The following is a 16,176-nucleotide window of genomic DNA, read 5'->3' on the forward strand; positions in this document are numbered from 1 at the left end:
AGCTGGAATCGTCCAGCTTGTCGGGGCTTTTTCATGCACGAATGCAGGTGTCGGGAAGCGCTGTCGCGTCATCGGCTTTTCGATGCCCGAGCGTCAACAAGACCTGACGTTCTGCTGATTGCAGCGGTGGCGCCACCGCGAGACTGTCAGGTGACATACCCGATCTGCGCGGTGGTCGTCCCGTAATGTGTCGAGCTTGCGCCGAGCCGCAGCGCCATATCGTTGAACAGCACGCCCTGCGGCGAGATGCCCGCATGATGGAGGCGTTTCACCGACTCGTTGATTTGCGCTTCAGTGGTCACCCCGGCACGCGCCACGATGAAAACAGCGCCGGCGTGGGCGCCGATGATAAGCGAATCGGCCACGGACAGGATAGGCGGCGGGTCGATCAGAACCAGGTCGTAGCGGCTGCTGACCGACTCGAGGAGTGCGCCGAAATTCAGGTGCAGCAGGAAGTCCGAGCGGTTCGGCGGCAATTCACCCGTCGGGATGAAGTCGAGGTTGTCCATGACGTCATGGTGGATGATGTCTTCGATCGGCATCGAACCAATGATCGAGCGCGACAGTCCGCGCTCGCGCCCGATCCCGAAATAACGGTGCAGGTGACCATTGCGCAGGTCGGCGTCGATCAGCAGCACGCGCTTGCCGCTCGAGGCCATGACGGCGGCAAAGTTGGCCGAAATGAAGGACTTGCCGATCGAGCGCGTCGGACCAGCGAACATGACGATGTTGTTCTTGAAGTGGGGCATGGAGAACTGCAGCGCGGCGCGGAAACTGCGCAGGCTTTCGACCGCCGCATCCTCGGGCATGATCTGAGCCAGCAAGGGCAAGGGCGCCGTCTCGCCGCGCGACTTGCGCAGCAGCTTGTCCTGGTTGGTGCTGTGAGGGATCGACGCATACACGACGCGGGCGTTCAACAGACGTTCGATCTTTTGCGGGTCGTCGATGCCGCCTCTCAGGGCCTTGCGCGCTAGCGCGAGCAGCGTACCGATGAGCAGGCCGGTGATCACCGCCAGCGCCACGATCAGTGGCCGGTTGGGCTTGAGTGGCTTTTCGGGCGGGATCGGTGCGTCGACAAGCCGAACGTTGCTGACGCGGCCGACCGAGATCAAGCGCAGTTGCTGGGCCGTGTTCGACAGGGCCGTATAGAGGTCGGTGTTGACCTTGATGTCCCGCGTCAGCCGGGCTTCGTCCTGTTCGAGGACGGGAAGGGTTTTGATGCGCGCCGATATTTCCTCGATCTCGGCATCGACTTCCTTGCGCTGGCGGTTGATCGCGGCGACGATCGGGTGATCCTCGGTAAAGCGGGCCAGCAATTCGGTCTTTTTCTGCAGCAATTCGATGCGGCGCGCCCGCGCGGCAGTGGCCTGCGCCAGGCTGACGCGCGCTTCTTCGCGCAGGTCGACCGTGCCATGCAGGTTGCGGAACTGGTTATAGCGGTCCTCGGACTGCTCCAGCTGGCGCTTCAGAATCGGCAGCTGCTTGTTCAGGAAGGCCAGGGACTTCTCGGCTTCCTCGGTCTTGCGGGCGAGGTTCTGGCGCATGTATTCGCGTCCGATCTCGCTCAGCAAGGCATTGATGCGCTTAGCGTTTTCACCCTGCAGTTTGACCTGGATGACGCCGGACTGCTTGCCCTGTTCGGTGATCACCATCGCGGTCTGGATGGCCTGGATGGTGCCCAGGCGCGATTTGCGTTTCAGGCGAAAGCGCGCGCCCGGATTCGCATACAGGCCGTCGACCTTGATCTCGACCGTGCCATCCGGGGTCTGCACGCGGTAGCGCTGGCCGACCGTCCCCTCGAAGGCCAGGCGCTGGCCGCCACCGGAGAAGTGGTAGCGGTTGAAGCCGCGGGCGGTCAGCGTGAACTCTCGGTTGAGCCATGATTCTGGCACGTCGAACACCGTCACCTCGGCCTTTTCACCGCCCCATACATAGCCTCCATAGCCGAACAGGCCCGGCGTGGACAGCTCGCCATTGTTCTGGTTCGCGAACCAGAAGCCCACGACCGGGAAATACTTCGGCTGCACCTCGATGTAGAGCTGCAGGTTGTCGACCGCCTGCGACACGACCATGCGCGAGCGCAGCAGCTCCATCTCGGCGATGGCAGCCTTCTTGGTCTCGAACAGCGACGACGCTTCGCTCAGGATGTTCTTCGAGGCGTTCGGGCTTTCCTCCTCGACGTGGATCATGAGGTTGGCCTCGTACACGGGCTTGGCCACCAGCGCGTACAGCACGGCGATCAGGGTGATGAGGGCCGTGATGCCACCGATCAGCCAGCGGTTGTCGTACAGCGTATTGAAGTGCCCCTTCAGGTCGACTGCCGGCTCGTCCGTCGTGTTGAGCGGCGGACGCGGGTCGAACGGCACGCTCAGGATCGGCGGGCTGTGCGTGACGTGCGCCAGGGAATGGTTGTCGGCGGGCTTGGTCATGATCGTTTCTGTTCGTGACGGACGGTGTGGTCGGGACGCAAGGTCAAGGACGGGTGGTGACGCCGACCGCAGAGGTCAGCGCGCCGGGGAACAGCAGGCTCAGGTGGCGGTTCCAGTTGGCCAGGGGCGAGGCCGCGACGTACACCACGTCTTTCGGACGCAGCTCGAACGATTCGGCCATGGCCAGCGAGCCGGTGAGCCGGGCGTCGAGCTGGAACACGCGGGTGCGCTCGGGGGTCTTGCGCACCACGTAGATCTGGCGCGCATCACCGCTCAGGGGACTGATGCCGCCAGTCTCGCCCAAGGCCTCGTTCAAGGTCAGGCGCCCGTTGTGCATGGTCAGCGCGCGCGGCGTGACGACTTCGCCCGAGACGAAGACCTTGCTCTCGTCGCGCGAGTGGACGCGCACGACGTCACCCGGCGCCAGCATCACGTTGCCGGGGTTGATCCCTTTCTGGACCAGTTCGCGCAGGTTGATGCTGTAGCGGGCGTCGCCGCGCTCGAGCGCGATGCGGCTCTGGTCGGCCGAGGGCAGCAGGCCGCCGGCGCGGTTGAGCGCTTCGACCAGGGTCATCGGGATGTCGTTGATCGCCTGCAGGCCGGGTGACTTGACCTCGCCGTCGATGTACACGCGCTTGCTGCGGTAGGCCTGCACACGCAGCGTGATGTTCGGGTTGGCGATGTACTTGGCCAGCTTTTGCGTCAGCAGCGCGCGCGCCTGCTCCTCGGTCAGGCCCTCGACCGGCAGCAGGCCGGCGAAGGGAAACTGGATACGACCCTGGTGGTCGACTGCGAAGCCCGGCTGGGCAATGTTGGCAGTGGCGCCCGCCACGGCGACGACGGCATCGCTCGACGCGGCAGCGGCGGTCATGCCGCCGGCGGCCAGTTCCGGGTGGTCCCAGACCACGATGGAGAGGATGTCGCCGCGGCCGATCGTGTAGGGCGGTGGATGCGGCACCAGCAGTTGCGACAGGTCCTGGTCGCCGCGTTCGGCATTGGCCTGCTTCTCGGCGGCGATCAACTGCTCGGTGATCATTTCGGTCGGGGGTGGCGGGTCGGCCGCGGCGGCGCCATCACTGGAGCGGAACTGCGGGCCAGTGGCGCAGCCGGCAAGCGCGAGCGCACTTGCTACGACCACCAGGCGCAAATACGAAATTTCTTTTGGAAAATCCATGGGCTTGCCTATGATAAATGGGTGCCTTGTCAGGCTGACCAAGTCAGCGTAAGGCGTCCATCACCGGCAGCTTTGCTGCACATCAAACGGCAGGCTCAGGTAAGCCCGTGGACCCTGGGCAAGTACGCCATCCATTGCGCATGACGAAAAAGTGGACTCAGCGCACCTCTTCGAGCAGCTTCAGGGTCTCGGCGAAGGTCCAGATGCGGCGGATTTCGATCACGTCGAAACGCGCCGCCACGTTCGGCGGAAACGCGGCGTAGCGCGCGTTCAGGTGCACTATGCGCCGCACCGCGTCGTCGGTGTCGGCACGCCCGCTCGAGCGCAGGATCGTGACCTCGTCGATGCTGCCGTCGCTGCGCACGGCCACGCTGACGATCGGGTCCACGCGTGCGGGAATGGCCGACAGGCGCATCTGGATCTGGGCCGCGTTGCGTTCGATCTTCTGGCGGAAGCTGTCGACGTACATGCGCAAGGGGACATCGCGCTCGTTCGAGGCGACCATGGCGCGCCGTGGCCTGGCGGCCTGCTGGGCCGGCCGCAGGGCCGCCGGCGGGTCGGCCGGGATGTCGATCCCACGCATCAGTTCGCGGGCGCGCAGCGCCAGGTCGCTGCCGAGCATGCCGCGTGGAATGGCGCTGCCGCCTGCGCCCTTCCCCGGCCCCGGAGCCAGGCCGGCGTCGCCCGTGCGGTCCGCCCCGGCCAGGGCCGCCTGGCGGGCACGCTCGGCCTGCGCCGCCTGTTCGGCCTGCCGGCGCGCGACATCCGCCTCGCGCTGGCGCTCCTCGAGTGCCTGCTCGAGCTTGCGGCGCGCGATCTGCTCGGCACGGCGCGCCTCTTCCTCCAGTTCGCGCTGGCGCGCCGCCTGCTCGGCCAGCGCATGTGCGGCCGCTTCCTGTTCCCGCTGCAGCGCAAGCTGACGCTCACGCGCCAGCGCTTCTTCCCGCTGCCGGGCCAGTTCGCGCTGCGCGTCCACCTGACGCTGCGCGGCGGCGATCCGCTCACGCTCCCCGGCCTCGCGCAGTTCCGCCAGGCGCGCCTCCTCCGCGCGCCGGCGCCGCGCTTCCAGGGCGCGAGCACGCAGGCCTTCCTCATCGACTCGCTGCTGCTCGGCGGCCAGCCGAAGCCGCTCATCCTCACGTTGCCGCTCGCGCACAAGCCGCTCTTCCTCGGCGCGCACCGCGGCCAGCCTTTCCTGTTCCTCTTCCGCGCGCACGCGGCGCCGCTCTTCCTCGGCGGCCAGGCGCGCGCGTTCCCGCTCGTCTTCCTGCTCTCGCGCCAGCGCCTCGGCCTCGTCCTGCGCGGCGGTCTCCGGGGGCGTCGGTTCGACCGCCGGTTGGTCGGCTGCGGCAAGCTGAGGCTCGCTCTGAGGCTCCTCTTGGGACTCGACCGCCAGCCCGGGGAGCGGCAGCCTGAAAGCGGCATCGGGATTGTCCTGCTGTGCGATCACCGGCGTTTCCAGGGCCTCTCGAAGCGGCGGTGGCGCTGGGCGGCGCAGCAGGCGGCGGCGCTTGGCCAACTGGCGCGCCGGCGGCTTGGCCGGCGCTGGCGCCGGCGCCAACGGCACCGGATCGCGCAACTGGAAACCGGACGATGGCGCAGGTGGGAGCGGCGGCGCGGCGGCCATGCGCGGCGCCGGTGACGCCGACGCATCGGGAAGCGGCGGCGCTGCCGGCGATGGCGGAACCGGCCCGGAGGCTTGCGGCGGCAACGGCGCCAGGGTAACGGCGATCGGTCCCGTGGCTCCCGCCAGCATTCCCGGCACCCCGAACTGGATCGACAGGATCACGGCATGCACGAGGAGCGACAGCAGCAGGCCGGCCAGCATGCGGCGGTTGGCGACGTCGTTTGCGTGCGGCGAAGCGGAGGCGGCGTAGCTCATGCGCTGCGGGCTGTATGGTTGAGCACCTAGCTTAACGTTTACTTAAGGACGCTTGCGCACGCTAGCAATCGCCACATCCGTGGACAATACTGGAGGCAATGCCGACCAGGGGAGGCGCCGATGCATCCAGGTTTTATTTTCGCAACGGGTATCGAGAACAGCAATCCGACCATCGATGGTGGCCGCACCCGCATGGACGAGCTCGAGAAATGCGGTCATTACGCGCACTGGTCGCTCGACTTCGACCTGGTCCAGGAACTGGGCCTGCGTGTGCTGCGCTATGGCCCCCCCCTGCACCGGACCCACCTCGGACCCGAGCACTACGATTGGGAATTTGCCGACCTCGCTTTTACCGACCTGCGCCGCCGGAATATCGCACCGATCGTCGACCTCTGCCACTTCGGCGTACCCGACTGGATCGGCAATTTCCAGAATCCCGACTTCCCCGAACTCTTCGCCAGCTACGCCGGCGCCTTTGCGCGACGCTATCCCTGGGTGCAGATGTACACGCCGATCAACGAGATGTGGATCTGCGCCGTGTTCTCGACGCTCTACGGATGGTGGAACGAACAGTTGCGCACCGACGCCGCCTTCGTCACGGCGATCAAGCACCTGGTGAAAGCCAACATCCTGGCGATGCACGAGATACTCAAGGTCCGTCCCGACGCGCTGTTCGTGCAGAGCGAATCGACCGAGTATTTCCATGCCGAGTCGCCCGACGCCATTGGTCCGGCCGAGATCAAGAATGCGTTGCGCTTCCTCGCGCTCGACCTGAACTATGGACGGCGCGTCGATTCGGAGATGTACGAATACCTGCTGGACAACGGGATGCGGCGCGAGGAATACCACTTCTTCCTCCAGCATAACCTGAAGCACCACTGCATCATGGGGAACGACTATTACCAGACCAACGAGCACTATGTATCGGCCGACGGGATGACGCGTGCGGCCGGCGAGATCTTCGGCTATGCGGTCATCACGCACCAGTACTACAACCGCTACCGGCTGCCGGTGATGCACACGGAAACGAACCTGTGCCAGGGACCGCAGGGGGACGAGGCCGTGTACTGGCTCAAGAAGGAATGGGCGAACGTGCTGCGGGTGCGCAACAATGGCGTGCCGCTGATCGGCTTCACCTGGTATTCGCTCACCGACCAGGTCGACTGGGACAGTGCGCTCAGGGTCAACAACGGCAACGTGAATGCATTGGGCCTGTTCGACCTCGACCGCAAGATCCGGCCCGTGGGCGTGGCCTATCGCGAGCTGGTGCGTTCGTGGGAAACCGTGCTGCCGACCAAGAGCATCTGCCTGCAGGTGCCGGTGGTGATGCCGCAGGAATACGACAGCGAGCTCTCGACCATCGATCCCGCGTCGCCCGTGAGCGGCAGCCTGCTAGGCCAGTAGCGCGAGGCTTTCCCCGAACATCTAGCGCTTACGCGGCGTAAACGTATAGGTCTCGCCGTGCGCGAGGTAGACCACGCCCTCCTCCAGCCCGGCCGCCTTCACTTCGCGCGCGAAATCGGCGAGCGGCGACTTGAAGACGTCGTAATCGTTGTAGTGGATCGGGATCGCCTTCTTCGGCCGGATAATCTGCAGCATCTGCACTCCGTCCTTGCCGTCCATCGTCACCTTGAACACGCCCAGGATGCGGGTGCCGCCCAGGTGCAGGAGCGCCAGGTCGATGCCCGGGAAACGCTGCGGGATGGTATGGATATCGTCGTAGACCAGGGTGTCGCCACTGATGTACATCCGGTAGTCGGGCGTCTCGGGGCTGGCGCCGAAGTCGAGCACGCTGCCCATCACCTTCGGCAGCAGGACCGACACGCCTGCCGCCCCATGGCGTCCAGGCGTCGCAGTAATACGCAGGCGCGCCTCGCCCTTGCTCACTTCCAGGCGGTCCCATTCGCTCAGGGCGAAGCGCTGGGTGAAGCCCATCTTCTTGAGCGCTTCGCTCGCTTCCTTGTTGGTGACGATGGGGGTGTTGCGCGGCAGCTTTTCCTGCACCAGCTGGTCGAAATGGTCGCCGTGCATGTGCGACAGGACCACCAGGTCGATCGGCGGCAGCTGGTCGAAGTCGATTGCCGGGTTGGTCTGGCGCTGCGAGGTCAAGCCGTAGCCGAGGTGCACATGGTCGCCCTTGTGCAGGAAATTCGGATCGGTGAGGATGGTGAAGCCCTGGTAGCGGATGATGACGGTGGCCGTCCCGATGAACTGCACCGTGCCGCTTTCCGCACGGGCGGCGGCTGGATCGCCAGCCGGCAGTTTGAGGGTGAAGGTATCGACGTTGTCCGCCGGCGTCTGGGCGAACGCGGTGGCGGCAAACGTGCAGCTCAGCGCGACGGACAGGACCGCGCTTCCCAACAGGCGACTGACAGGCATAAAGGCTCCATGATGATCGGGCCCGCCAGGAGCCCGCGACCCGGCAACGCTACCATGAAGCCCTGCCATGCGGCGTCCGTTTGCAAACAAACAAGACGCATCGGCCATGGCCGAGCACTTGGCGCTCGCCTGCTTGCCTGCCCGGCGATATACTTGTCGGGTTTTGCCACTTCACCAACCTGAACGACACCGCAGACGCGGACAACCATATGCCAATGACCCGACGCCTCCTCTCACGCGCCGTGCTGCACGCAGCACTGGCGATCGCCGCGCCGCTCGCGGCTGCCGCCGGCCCTGCCGCGCCAGTCCTCGAGGCAGCGCCGGTCCTCGACCGCATCTCGGCCACGGCCATGCGCGGCAATCTCGCCTTCCTGGCATCGGACGCGCTGGAAGGACGCGGTACGCCCTCGCGCGGACTCGACATCGCCGCCGAGTTCATCGCTTCGCAATTCCGCGCGGCGGGCCTGGAGCCGCTGGGCGACGAGCCCTACTTCCAGACCGCCGACTGGAGCCGCATCAACCCGCGGCGCGACAAGAACGCGGCGCCGGGCGCCCCCGTCAAAGTGCGCAACGTGGTCGGGATCCTGCGCGGTTCCGACCCGGCGCTGAAGGACAGTTACATCCTGGTGACCGCCCACTACGACCACGTCGGCCTCAAACCCGGCGAAGGCGACGGCATCTTCAACGGCGCGAACGACGACGGCAGCGGCACGGTATCGGTGATCGAACTGGCCAAGGCGTTCGGCGCCCAGAAGCAGCGTCCGAAACGCAGCATCGTCTTCATGATGGTGTTCGGCGAGGAGCACGGCCTGGTCGGCTCGCGCTACTACGGCGCCAATCCGCTGGTGCCGATCGAAAAGACGGTGGCCGGCATCAACCTGGAACAGGTCGGCCGCACCGACGACAGCGAAGGCCCGCAGAAGCTGGCCTTTGCCGTGACCGGCTACGATTTCTCGGACGTCGGCGAAACCCTGAAGAAGGCCGGCGAACAGACCGGCATCAAGGTCTGGAAGCATCCGGTCAACAGCGACAAGTATTTTGCCCACAGCGACAACCAGGCGCTGGCCGACCAGGGCATTCCGGCGCACACCGTCAGCGTGGCCTATGCTTTTCCCGACTACCACGGCGCGGGCGACCACTGGGACAAGATCGACTACGAGAACATGGCGGCAGTAAACCGCGCGGTGGCGCTGGCGATCTGGAATATCGCCAACAGCACGGAAGCGCCGAAATGGAACAGGGGCAATCCGAAGGCGGCGAAGTACCTGGGCGTACAGGAGCAGCGCCGCTGATCGTGCGTGGTCCTGCCGCGGCGCCGGATGGCTGCGGCAGGGGCTGCGGATGTCGCAACAATGGTCGAGCCGATGCGCGCTGGCTCGCTGCAGCGTCTATGCTGACCGGTCGGGAAAGGTGGGGTGTCGATTGGCCTGCCCAGCTGGGTTCGAACCAGCGACCCTCAGCTTAGAAGGCTGATGCTCTATCCAACTGAGCTATGGGCAGTATGTGCCTGGCAAAAGAAAAGCCGGGCGGAATGAAAGCGGGCCGTCGGAAAGACGGCCCGCCTGTAAAGCCTGTGGTCGGAGTACAAGGATTCGAACCTTGGACCCCCTGGTCCCAAACCAGGTGCGCTACCGGGCTGCGCCACACTCCGATTGGGTTTGATCATACCCCGCCGGGAGTGGCGCGTCAATGTGAGGGCCGGCCCTTCAGGCGGCGAGCTTGTCGGCGATCCTGCGCGCCATGCGCTCGGCCATCTCGGCTTCCTTGGCTTCGACCATCACCCGGATCAGCGGCTCGGTGCCCGACGCGCGGATCAGGACGCGGCCGGCGTCGCCCAGCTCGCGCTCGACGGCTTCCTTCTCGCTCACCAGGCTTTCGTCCTTGGTCCAGTCGAAGCCAGCAGGCACTTTCTTGTTGATCAGGGTCTGCGGGTAGAGCTTCAGTTCGCCGCAGCATTCCTGCAGCGACTTGTTGCTGCGCTTGAGTGCCGACAGCACCTGCAAGGCCGAGACGATACCGTCGCCGGTGGTGTGCTTGTCGAGCGCCAGCAGGTGGCCCGAGCCTTCGCCGCCCAGGATCCAGCCGCGCTCCTGCATCACTTCCAGCACGTAGCGGTCGCCGACCTTGGCGCGCGCGAAGCCCACGCCCATTTCCTTGAGCGCCACTTCGAGCGCCATATTGGTCATCAGGGTGCCGACCGCGCCAGCCACTTCGCCGGTGGCCATGCGGTCGCGCACCATCAGGTAGAGCAGCTCGTCGCCGTTGTAGACGCGGCCGGTGGCGTCGACCATGATCAGGCGGTCGGCATCGCCGTCGAGCGCGATGCCGAGGTCGGCCTTGTGCTCGACCACGGCCTGGGACAAGGCCTTCGGCGAGGTGGCGCCGAAGCCGGCGTTGATGTTGAAGCCGTCGGGTGTCGCACCGATCGAGACCACTTCGGCGCCCAGTTCGTGGAAGACGTGCGGTGCGATGTTGTAGGCGGCGCCGTGGGCGCTGTCGACGACAATCTTCAGGCCGCGCAGGTCCAGTTCGTTCGGGAAGGTGCTCTTGCAGAATTCAATGTAACGGCCCTGGGCGTCGCGCAGGCGGGTCGCGCGGCCGAGCTTGTCCGACGACACGCAATCCATCGGCTGGTCGATCGCTTCCTCGATCGAGAGCTCGACGCTGTCCGGCAGCTTGGTGCCGTGTTCCGAAAAGAACTTGATGCCGTTGTCCTGGAAGGGATTGTGCGAGGCCGAGATGACCACGCCCGCCTGCAGGCGCAAGGCACGGGTCAGGTAGGCGATGGCCGGGGTCGGCATTGGGCCAGCCAGCATCACGTCGACGCCGGCGGCCGAGAAGCCCGCTTCGAGCGCCGCTTCCAGCATATAGCCGGAGATGCGGGTGTCCTTGCCGATCAGGACGGTCGGCCGGGTACCGGCGGCATTGTCCTTGGCCAGCACCTTGCCGGCTGCATAGCCGAGGCGCATCACGAAATCAGGCGTGATCGGCGCAACGCCGACTTCGCCACGAACGCCATCGGTACCAAAATATTTGCGTGCCATGCTTCTTCTCTTTCTTGTGGGGTCAATCAATGGTCGCCGCGCGCCATACCTTCAGCGCATCGACTGTTTCTGCAACATCATGCACTCGCACAATTTTAGCGCCATGAGCAAAAGCAGCCAACGCGCCTGCAACACTGCCGGCCAGGCGCTCTTCGACCGGGCGCCCGGTGACCGCGCCGATCATCGACTTGCGCGACAGCCCGATCAGCACCGGCAGGCCGAGCTCCTCGGCGATGCGGCCGGTATTGCGCAGCAGCGTGTAGTTGTGCTCGACGGTTTTGCCGAAGCCGAGGCCCGGATCGACGCAGATGCGCTCGCGGTCGACACCGGCTGCCAGCAGCGCGTCGACGCGCTCGCGCAGGAAATCGATCACCTCCCGCACGACATCCGTGTAAACGGGCTGGGCCTGCATGTCCTGGGGCGTGCCCTGCATGTGCATGACGCACAGGCCGCAATCGCTGTTCACCACGGCCTCGATCGCGCCAGGGGCGCGGAAACCGTTGATGTCGTTGATCATGTCGGCGCCGGCGATGATCGCCTCGCGCATGACCTCCGGCTTGCAGGTGTCGACCGACAGGGCCTTGCCTGCTTCCTGCAGTGCGTACAGGGCCGGCATCACGCGCGCCAGCTCTTCCGCAACCGGCACGCTGGGCGAGCCGGGGCGGGTCGACTCGCCGCCGATGTCGATCAGGTCGACGCCGCTGGCGACCATCTCCTCGGCCCGCGACACCGCGAACTCGAGCGAGGGATAGGAGCCGCCGTCGGAAAATGAATCGGGAGTGACGTTCAGGATCCCCATGACGAGGGGACGCCGCCCCAGCTCGAAGCGGAAGCGGCCACACTGCAGGAATTGACGCATATGAGAAAAGAAAGGTCGAAAATATAAGGGGCGTTAACGCGCAAAAGGCATCCAGGGGGGATGCCTTTTGCGCAGGTTGGTACTAGAAGCTCAAGCTGACGGGGCGATCAAGCCGGCGCGGTGGCGTTGGTGGCAACACCGCCCGAACCGCTGTCGCCCGGCGGCGTACGCTTGGTCAGGATGCCGGTCTTCGGCGGACGCGGCTCGCGGCCGGCCATGATGTCGTTGATCTGCTCGGCATCGATGGTTTCCCAGTCGAGCAGTGCCTTGGTCATCATTTCCACCTTGTCGCGGTTCTCTTCCAGCAGACGGCGCGACAGCGCGTACTGGGTGTCGAGGATGGCGCGGATCTCGGCGTCGACCTTCTGCTGCGTCGCTTCCGAGATGGTCTTGGTGGCGCCACCGAAGAAGCCTTCGTTCTCGCTGTCCTCGTAGACCATCACGCCCATGCTCTCGGACATGCCGAAGCGGGTCACCATCGAACGCGCCAGCTTGGTTGCGCGGGCAAAGTCGTTCGACGCGCCGGTCGACATCTGGCCGACGAAGATCTCCTCGGCGATACGGCCGCCGAACAGGATCGAGATTTCCTCCAGCATCTTGTCCTTGTAGCCGGACAGGTTGTCGTGCTCAGGCAGCTGCCAGGTCAGGCCCAGTGCATAGCCACGCGGCATGATCGTAACCTTGTGCACCGGGTCGGCCTTCGGCAGCAGCTTCGCCACCACCGCGTGGCCAGACTCGTGGTAAGCCGTATTGCGGCGTTCCTCTTCGCGCATGACCATCGACTTGCGCTCCGGACCCATGTAGATCTTGTCCTTCGCGTCCTCGAAGTCGCCCATCTCGACCAGGCGCTTGTTGCGGCGCGCAGCGAACAGCGCAGCTTCGTTGACCAGGTTGGCGAGGTCGGCGCCCGAGAAGCCCGGGGTGCCGCGCGCCAGGATGTCGGCCTTGACGTCGGCGCCGATCGGCACCTTGCGCATGTGCACGTTCAGGATCTGCTCGCGGCCGCGGATGTCCGGCAGGCCCACCATCACCTGGCGGTCGAAACGGCCCGGACGCAGCAGCGCCTTGTCGAGCACGTCGGCGCGGTTGGTCGCGGCGATCACGATGACGCCCGAGGTGGCTTCGAAGCCGTCCATCTCGACCAGCAGCTGGTTCAGGGTCTGTTCGCGTTCGTCGTTGCCGCCGCCCATGCCGGCGCCGCGGTGACGGCCGACCGCGTCGATCTCGTCGATGAAGATGATGCAGGGCGAGTGCTTCTTCGCGTTCTCGAACATGTCGCGCACGCGGGATGCGCCGACGCCGACGAACATCTCGACGAAGTCGGAACCCGAGATCGAGAAGAACGGCACTTTCGCTTCGCCGGCGATGGCGCGCGCCAGCAGGGTTTTACCGGTACCCGGAGGACCGACCATCAGCACGCCGCGCGGAATGCGGCCGCCGAGCTTCTGGAACTTGGTCGGGTCTTTCAGGAAGTCGACGATCTCGCTGACTTCTTCCTTCGCTTCGTCGCAGCCGGCGACGTCGGCGAAGGTGACGCTGTTGTTCGTTTCATCGAGCATGCGCGCCTTCGACTTGCCGAACGAGAAAGCCCCGCCCTTGCCGCCGCCCTGCATCTGGCGCATGAAGAAGACCCAGACGCCGATCAGGAGCAGCATCGGGAACCAGGAGATGAACACCTGCTGCAGGAAGGATGGCTCCTCGGGCGGCTTGACGTCGAAACGCACGCCGTTCTCGCGCAGGTCGCCGATCAGGCCGCGGTCGAGGATGGTCGCGGTGGCGCGCACCTTGGTGTCGTCCGAGCGCGTGGCCGTGATGTTCTGGCCTTCGATCACGACATCCTTGATGCGGCGTGCCTTCACATCGTCGAGCAGCTCGGAATAAGCGATGGTCTTGCTGCCGCCAGCAGGGCTGTGATTGTCGAACTGCTTGAACAGCATGAACAACAGCAGCGCGACCACCACCCAGATGGCAGATTTGGAAAACATATTATTCACGAAAACTCCTTCGATGCGAATCGCACCAATTCCAATGTGAGATTTGCCGATTTTACCTGCAATAAGCAGGCCGTGCTACGCACAGGCCCCCATGATGCCATATTGCCACTTTTTCCAGTTCCGTGCGGCACGTCTACGCGGTACGCGCGTGCCGAGCGGAGCATCACGGCGTGCATGTGCGGTTGCGATCTCAAATATCAAGGGCCGGATCGCCCGGCGCCGACGATTTATATTCCGCTGGATTCTTCAGACCACGCCCGAGCAGGAAGATTTCCGACGATTTGTCGCGACTTGCCTTCGGCTTGATCTGCTTGACTGTCTTGAATTCAGTGCGGAACTTCTCGACGATCTGGGTAAAACCCATATCCTTGAAACACTTCACCAACAATGCGCCGCCCGGCTTCAGATGCATTTGAGAAAACTCAATCGCGAGATCGATCAGGTGTTCCATCCGCGCAGCGTCGGCCGTGGGAATCCCGGAGAGATTCGGAGCCATGTCCGACAGCACCAGGTCGGCCCGGCGTCCCTCCAAAACAACAGCCAGCTGGTCCAGCACGAGGTCCTCGCGGAAGTCGCCCTGGATGTAGAGGACGTCGGCGATCGGCTCCATCGGCAGGATATCGAGGCCGATGATGGTGCCGTTGATGCCCCCGCCCTCCCTGCCGGCCAGCTTGCGCCGGGTGTACTGCGCCCAGCTGCCCGGGGTGCAGCCGAGGTCGACGATGACCTGGCCCGGCTTGATGAGTTTTTCGCTTTCGTCGATTTCCTTGAGCTTGAAGGCGGCGCGTGCACGATAGCCCTCTTTCTGCGCCAGCTTGACGTACGGGTCGTTAATATGGTCGTGCAACCAGTTTTTGTTTAATTTGTTCTTGGCCATTCGCGTAGAATACTGCTTTTATAGGTACATCCAAAAATTATTATGCTTAAACTCACTCCGGCCGAGCGCAGCGCGCTGCGCGCCGAAGCCCATGGGCTCAATCCTGTCGTCATGATCGGCGAAGCCGGCCTGACCGAGTCCGTCATGAAGGAAATCGCGACCAGCCTCGACGCCCATGGCCTGATCAAGGTCCGCGTGTTCGGCGACGACCGCGAAGCGCGCGTCGCCATGTACGAACAGATCTGCGAAGAGCTGGACGCGGCGCCGGTCCAGCACATCGGCAAGCTGCTGGTGCTCTACCGCCCGAAGAAGGAAGCGGTCAAGGAACGCAGCAGCAAGGCCGGCAAGGGCATGCGCGAAGTCACCATCGTCAAGGCCAGCGCCAGCGGGACCAAGAAGCCGAGCGTGACCAAGGTTATGCTCAAGGGTAACGAACGCGTGACCGCGGGCGGCAACATCAAGCGCGCCAAACCACGCCAGACCAGCACCAAGAAATCGGCGCTGAACAAGTAAAAAGAAACCGGGGCCTCCCCGGTTTCTTTTTACGTAGGGTGGGCGCCCTGTGCCCACCCTACGCATCCCCCGACCTTACCGGCTCTTCAGCAGCAACACCGCCGCCAGCCCGCTTTCGGTCAGGTGGAACAGCTGCGACACCCCATGCATGACCGCGAACTTCGTCCACAGCGGCGAAGCACGGATACCCTCGGGACCCGCGGCCTCGCGCATGGCCGCCATCGCCGGCTGCAGGCCCACATACATGACGAGCGCGCAGGCCAGCATCGCCAGCACCAGCAGGTTCAGGAAGCGGCGCCGCGCGCCATCGAGATCGGGCGATGCCTTTACCAGCACCAGCATCAGCGCCGCGCAGGCAAAACTGATCCAGGCGAGGCGATGCAGGAACAAGCCGACGATGTCACCGGCGGTCGTGCCCGAGGCGATCGAGAACACCGCCGGCGCGGCCACGTAGCCCAGCACCCAGAGCGCGCCGGCCCACAGGCTTGCGACCAGCAGGCGTGCGCCGGACAAGCGGGAAGAAGCGCGGGCCGAGAGGGACGCCATCAGACGTAGCGCACTTCCAGGATTTCGTATTCGCGCGGGCCGGACGGGGCCTGTACTTCGACCACGTCGCCGGCGTACTTGCCGATCAGGGCGCGCGCGATCGGCGAGGTGACCGAGATCTTGTTCAGCTTCAGGTCGGCTTCGTCGATGCCGACGATCTGGTAGCTGACCTTCTGGCCGTTTTCCAGGTCCTCCAGGTCGACGGTCGAGGCGAACACCACGCGGCCTTCGGCGTCCAGGGTCGCCGGGTCGATGATCTGGGCGGCACTCAGCTTGCCTTCGAGTTCGGCGATGCGGCCTTCGACGAAGGCCTGGCGCTCCTTGGCGGCGTCGTACTCGGCGTTCTCCGACAGGTCGCCGTGCGAGCGCGCTTCGGCGATCGCGTCGATGACGATGCGGCGTTCCTTGGTCTTGAGCTGATGCAGTTCCTCCTTCAGGAGTTCGGCGCCGTATTTGGTGAGCGGTACGGAAGTGTTCAT

General features: G+C 64.9%; 13 protein-coding genes and 2 tRNA genes. 3 read left to right on the top strand and 12 right to left on the bottom strand.

The features are described from left to right. Window positions 1–146: 146 nt before the first annotated feature. From ACSUZJ_RS16535 to ACSUZJ_RS16545, 3 genes are all read right to left on the bottom strand, one after another. Complete coding sequence (locus ACSUZJ_RS16535; protein WP_499409953.1) at window positions 147–2,429, bottom strand: polysaccharide biosynthesis tyrosine autokinase; 2,283 nt, start codon at window positions 2,427–2,429, stop codon at window positions 147–149. A gap of 43 nt (window positions 2,430–2,472) precedes the next feature. Continuing rightward, entirely contained in the window at window positions 2,473–3,603 is a 1,131-nt protein-coding gene (locus ACSUZJ_RS16540) for a polysaccharide biosynthesis/export family protein (protein WP_499409954.1), read from the bottom strand. 157 nt (window positions 3,604–3,760) lie between these two features. Beyond that, window positions 3,761–5,485 (bottom strand): energy transducer TonB, encoded by a 1,725-nt coding sequence (locus ACSUZJ_RS16545; protein WP_499409956.1) that lies wholly within the window; start codon window positions 5,483–5,485, stop codon window positions 3,761–3,763. A gap of 120 nt (window positions 5,486–5,605) precedes the next feature. Between ACSUZJ_RS16545 and ACSUZJ_RS16550 the strand changes: the two genes are divergently transcribed. Further along, on the top strand, window positions 5,606–6,889 hold the full coding sequence (locus ACSUZJ_RS16550; protein ID WP_499409957.1) for a family 1 glycosylhydrolase: 1,284 nt from the start codon (window positions 5,606–5,608) through the stop codon (window positions 6,887–6,889). Window positions 6,890–6,910: 21 nt separating this feature from the next. Here ACSUZJ_RS16550 and ACSUZJ_RS16555 read toward each other — a convergent pair whose 3' ends face one another. After that, window positions 6,911–7,864 carry an MBL fold metallo-hydrolase gene (locus ACSUZJ_RS16555; protein ID WP_499409959.1) on the bottom strand — a complete coding sequence of 318 codons (954 nt, stop codon included), beginning with the start codon at window positions 7,862–7,864 and terminating at the stop codon, window positions 6,911–6,913. A 215-nt stretch (window positions 7,865–8,079) separates the two neighbouring features. On the opposite strand from ACSUZJ_RS16555, the gene ACSUZJ_RS16560 reads away from it, so the two are divergent. Next, window positions 8,080–9,156 (top strand): M28 family peptidase, encoded by a 1,077-nt coding sequence (locus ACSUZJ_RS16560; protein ID WP_499409960.1) that lies wholly within the window; start codon window positions 8,080–8,082, stop codon window positions 9,154–9,156. Window positions 9,157–9,287: 131 nt separating this feature from the next. Here ACSUZJ_RS16560 and ACSUZJ_RS16565 read toward each other — a convergent pair. From ACSUZJ_RS16565 to ACSUZJ_RS16590, 6 genes are all read right to left on the bottom strand, one after another. Further along, a tRNA-Arg gene (locus tag ACSUZJ_RS16565) sits at window positions 9,288–9,364 on the bottom strand. A gap of 74 nt (window positions 9,365–9,438) precedes the next feature. Continuing rightward, window positions 9,439–9,515 (bottom strand) — tRNA-Pro (locus ACSUZJ_RS16570). A gap of 55 nt (window positions 9,516–9,570) precedes the next feature. After that, on the bottom strand, window positions 9,571–10,908 hold the full coding sequence (gene glmM, locus ACSUZJ_RS16575) for a phosphoglucosamine mutase (RefSeq protein ID WP_499409961.1): 1,338 nt from the start codon (window positions 10,906–10,908) through the stop codon (window positions 9,571–9,573). Between the two features lie 22 nt (window positions 10,909–10,930). Next, window positions 10,931–11,767 (bottom strand): dihydropteroate synthase, encoded by an 837-nt coding sequence (folP, locus tag ACSUZJ_RS16580; RefSeq protein ID WP_499409963.1) that lies wholly within the window; start codon window positions 11,765–11,767, stop codon window positions 10,931–10,933. Window positions 11,768–11,874: 107 nt separating this feature from the next. After that, window positions 11,875–13,761, bottom strand: coding sequence for an ATP-dependent zinc metalloprotease FtsH (gene ftsH / locus ACSUZJ_RS16585; RefSeq protein ID WP_499409964.1), 1,887 nt, complete (start codon window positions 13,759–13,761; stop codon window positions 11,875–11,877). 190 nt (window positions 13,762–13,951) lie between these two features. Next, complete coding sequence (locus ACSUZJ_RS16590; RefSeq protein WP_499409965.1) at window positions 13,952–14,638, bottom strand: RlmE family RNA methyltransferase; 687 nt, start codon at window positions 14,636–14,638, stop codon at window positions 13,952–13,954. 42 nt (window positions 14,639–14,680) lie between these two features. Here ACSUZJ_RS16590 and yhbY point away from each other — a divergent pair, with 42 nt between their 5' ends. Next, window positions 14,681–15,151: a ribosome assembly RNA-binding protein YhbY gene (gene yhbY / locus ACSUZJ_RS16595; RefSeq protein WP_499409966.1), complete on the top strand. Its 471-nt coding sequence runs from the start codon at window positions 14,681–14,683 to the stop codon at window positions 15,149–15,151. Between the two features lie 75 nt (window positions 15,152–15,226). Here the strand turns inward: yhbY and ACSUZJ_RS16600 are convergent, their stop codons facing one another. After that, window positions 15,227–15,697: a DUF4149 domain-containing protein gene (locus ACSUZJ_RS16600; RefSeq protein WP_499409967.1), complete on the bottom strand. Its 471-nt coding sequence runs from the start codon at window positions 15,695–15,697 to the stop codon at window positions 15,227–15,229. Further along, window positions 15,697–16,176, bottom strand: a complete 480-nt coding sequence (gene greA, locus ACSUZJ_RS16605) for a transcription elongation factor GreA (protein WP_313705681.1) — start codon at window positions 16,174–16,176, stop codon at window positions 15,697–15,699. The genes ACSUZJ_RS16600 and greA overlap by 1 nt, the downstream gene beginning before the upstream one ends.

Origin of the sequence: Telluria sp. B2 (genome assembly GCF_051789535.1) — a bacterium.
Lineage (GTDB): Bacteria > Pseudomonadota > Gammaproteobacteria > Burkholderiales > Burkholderiaceae_D > Telluria.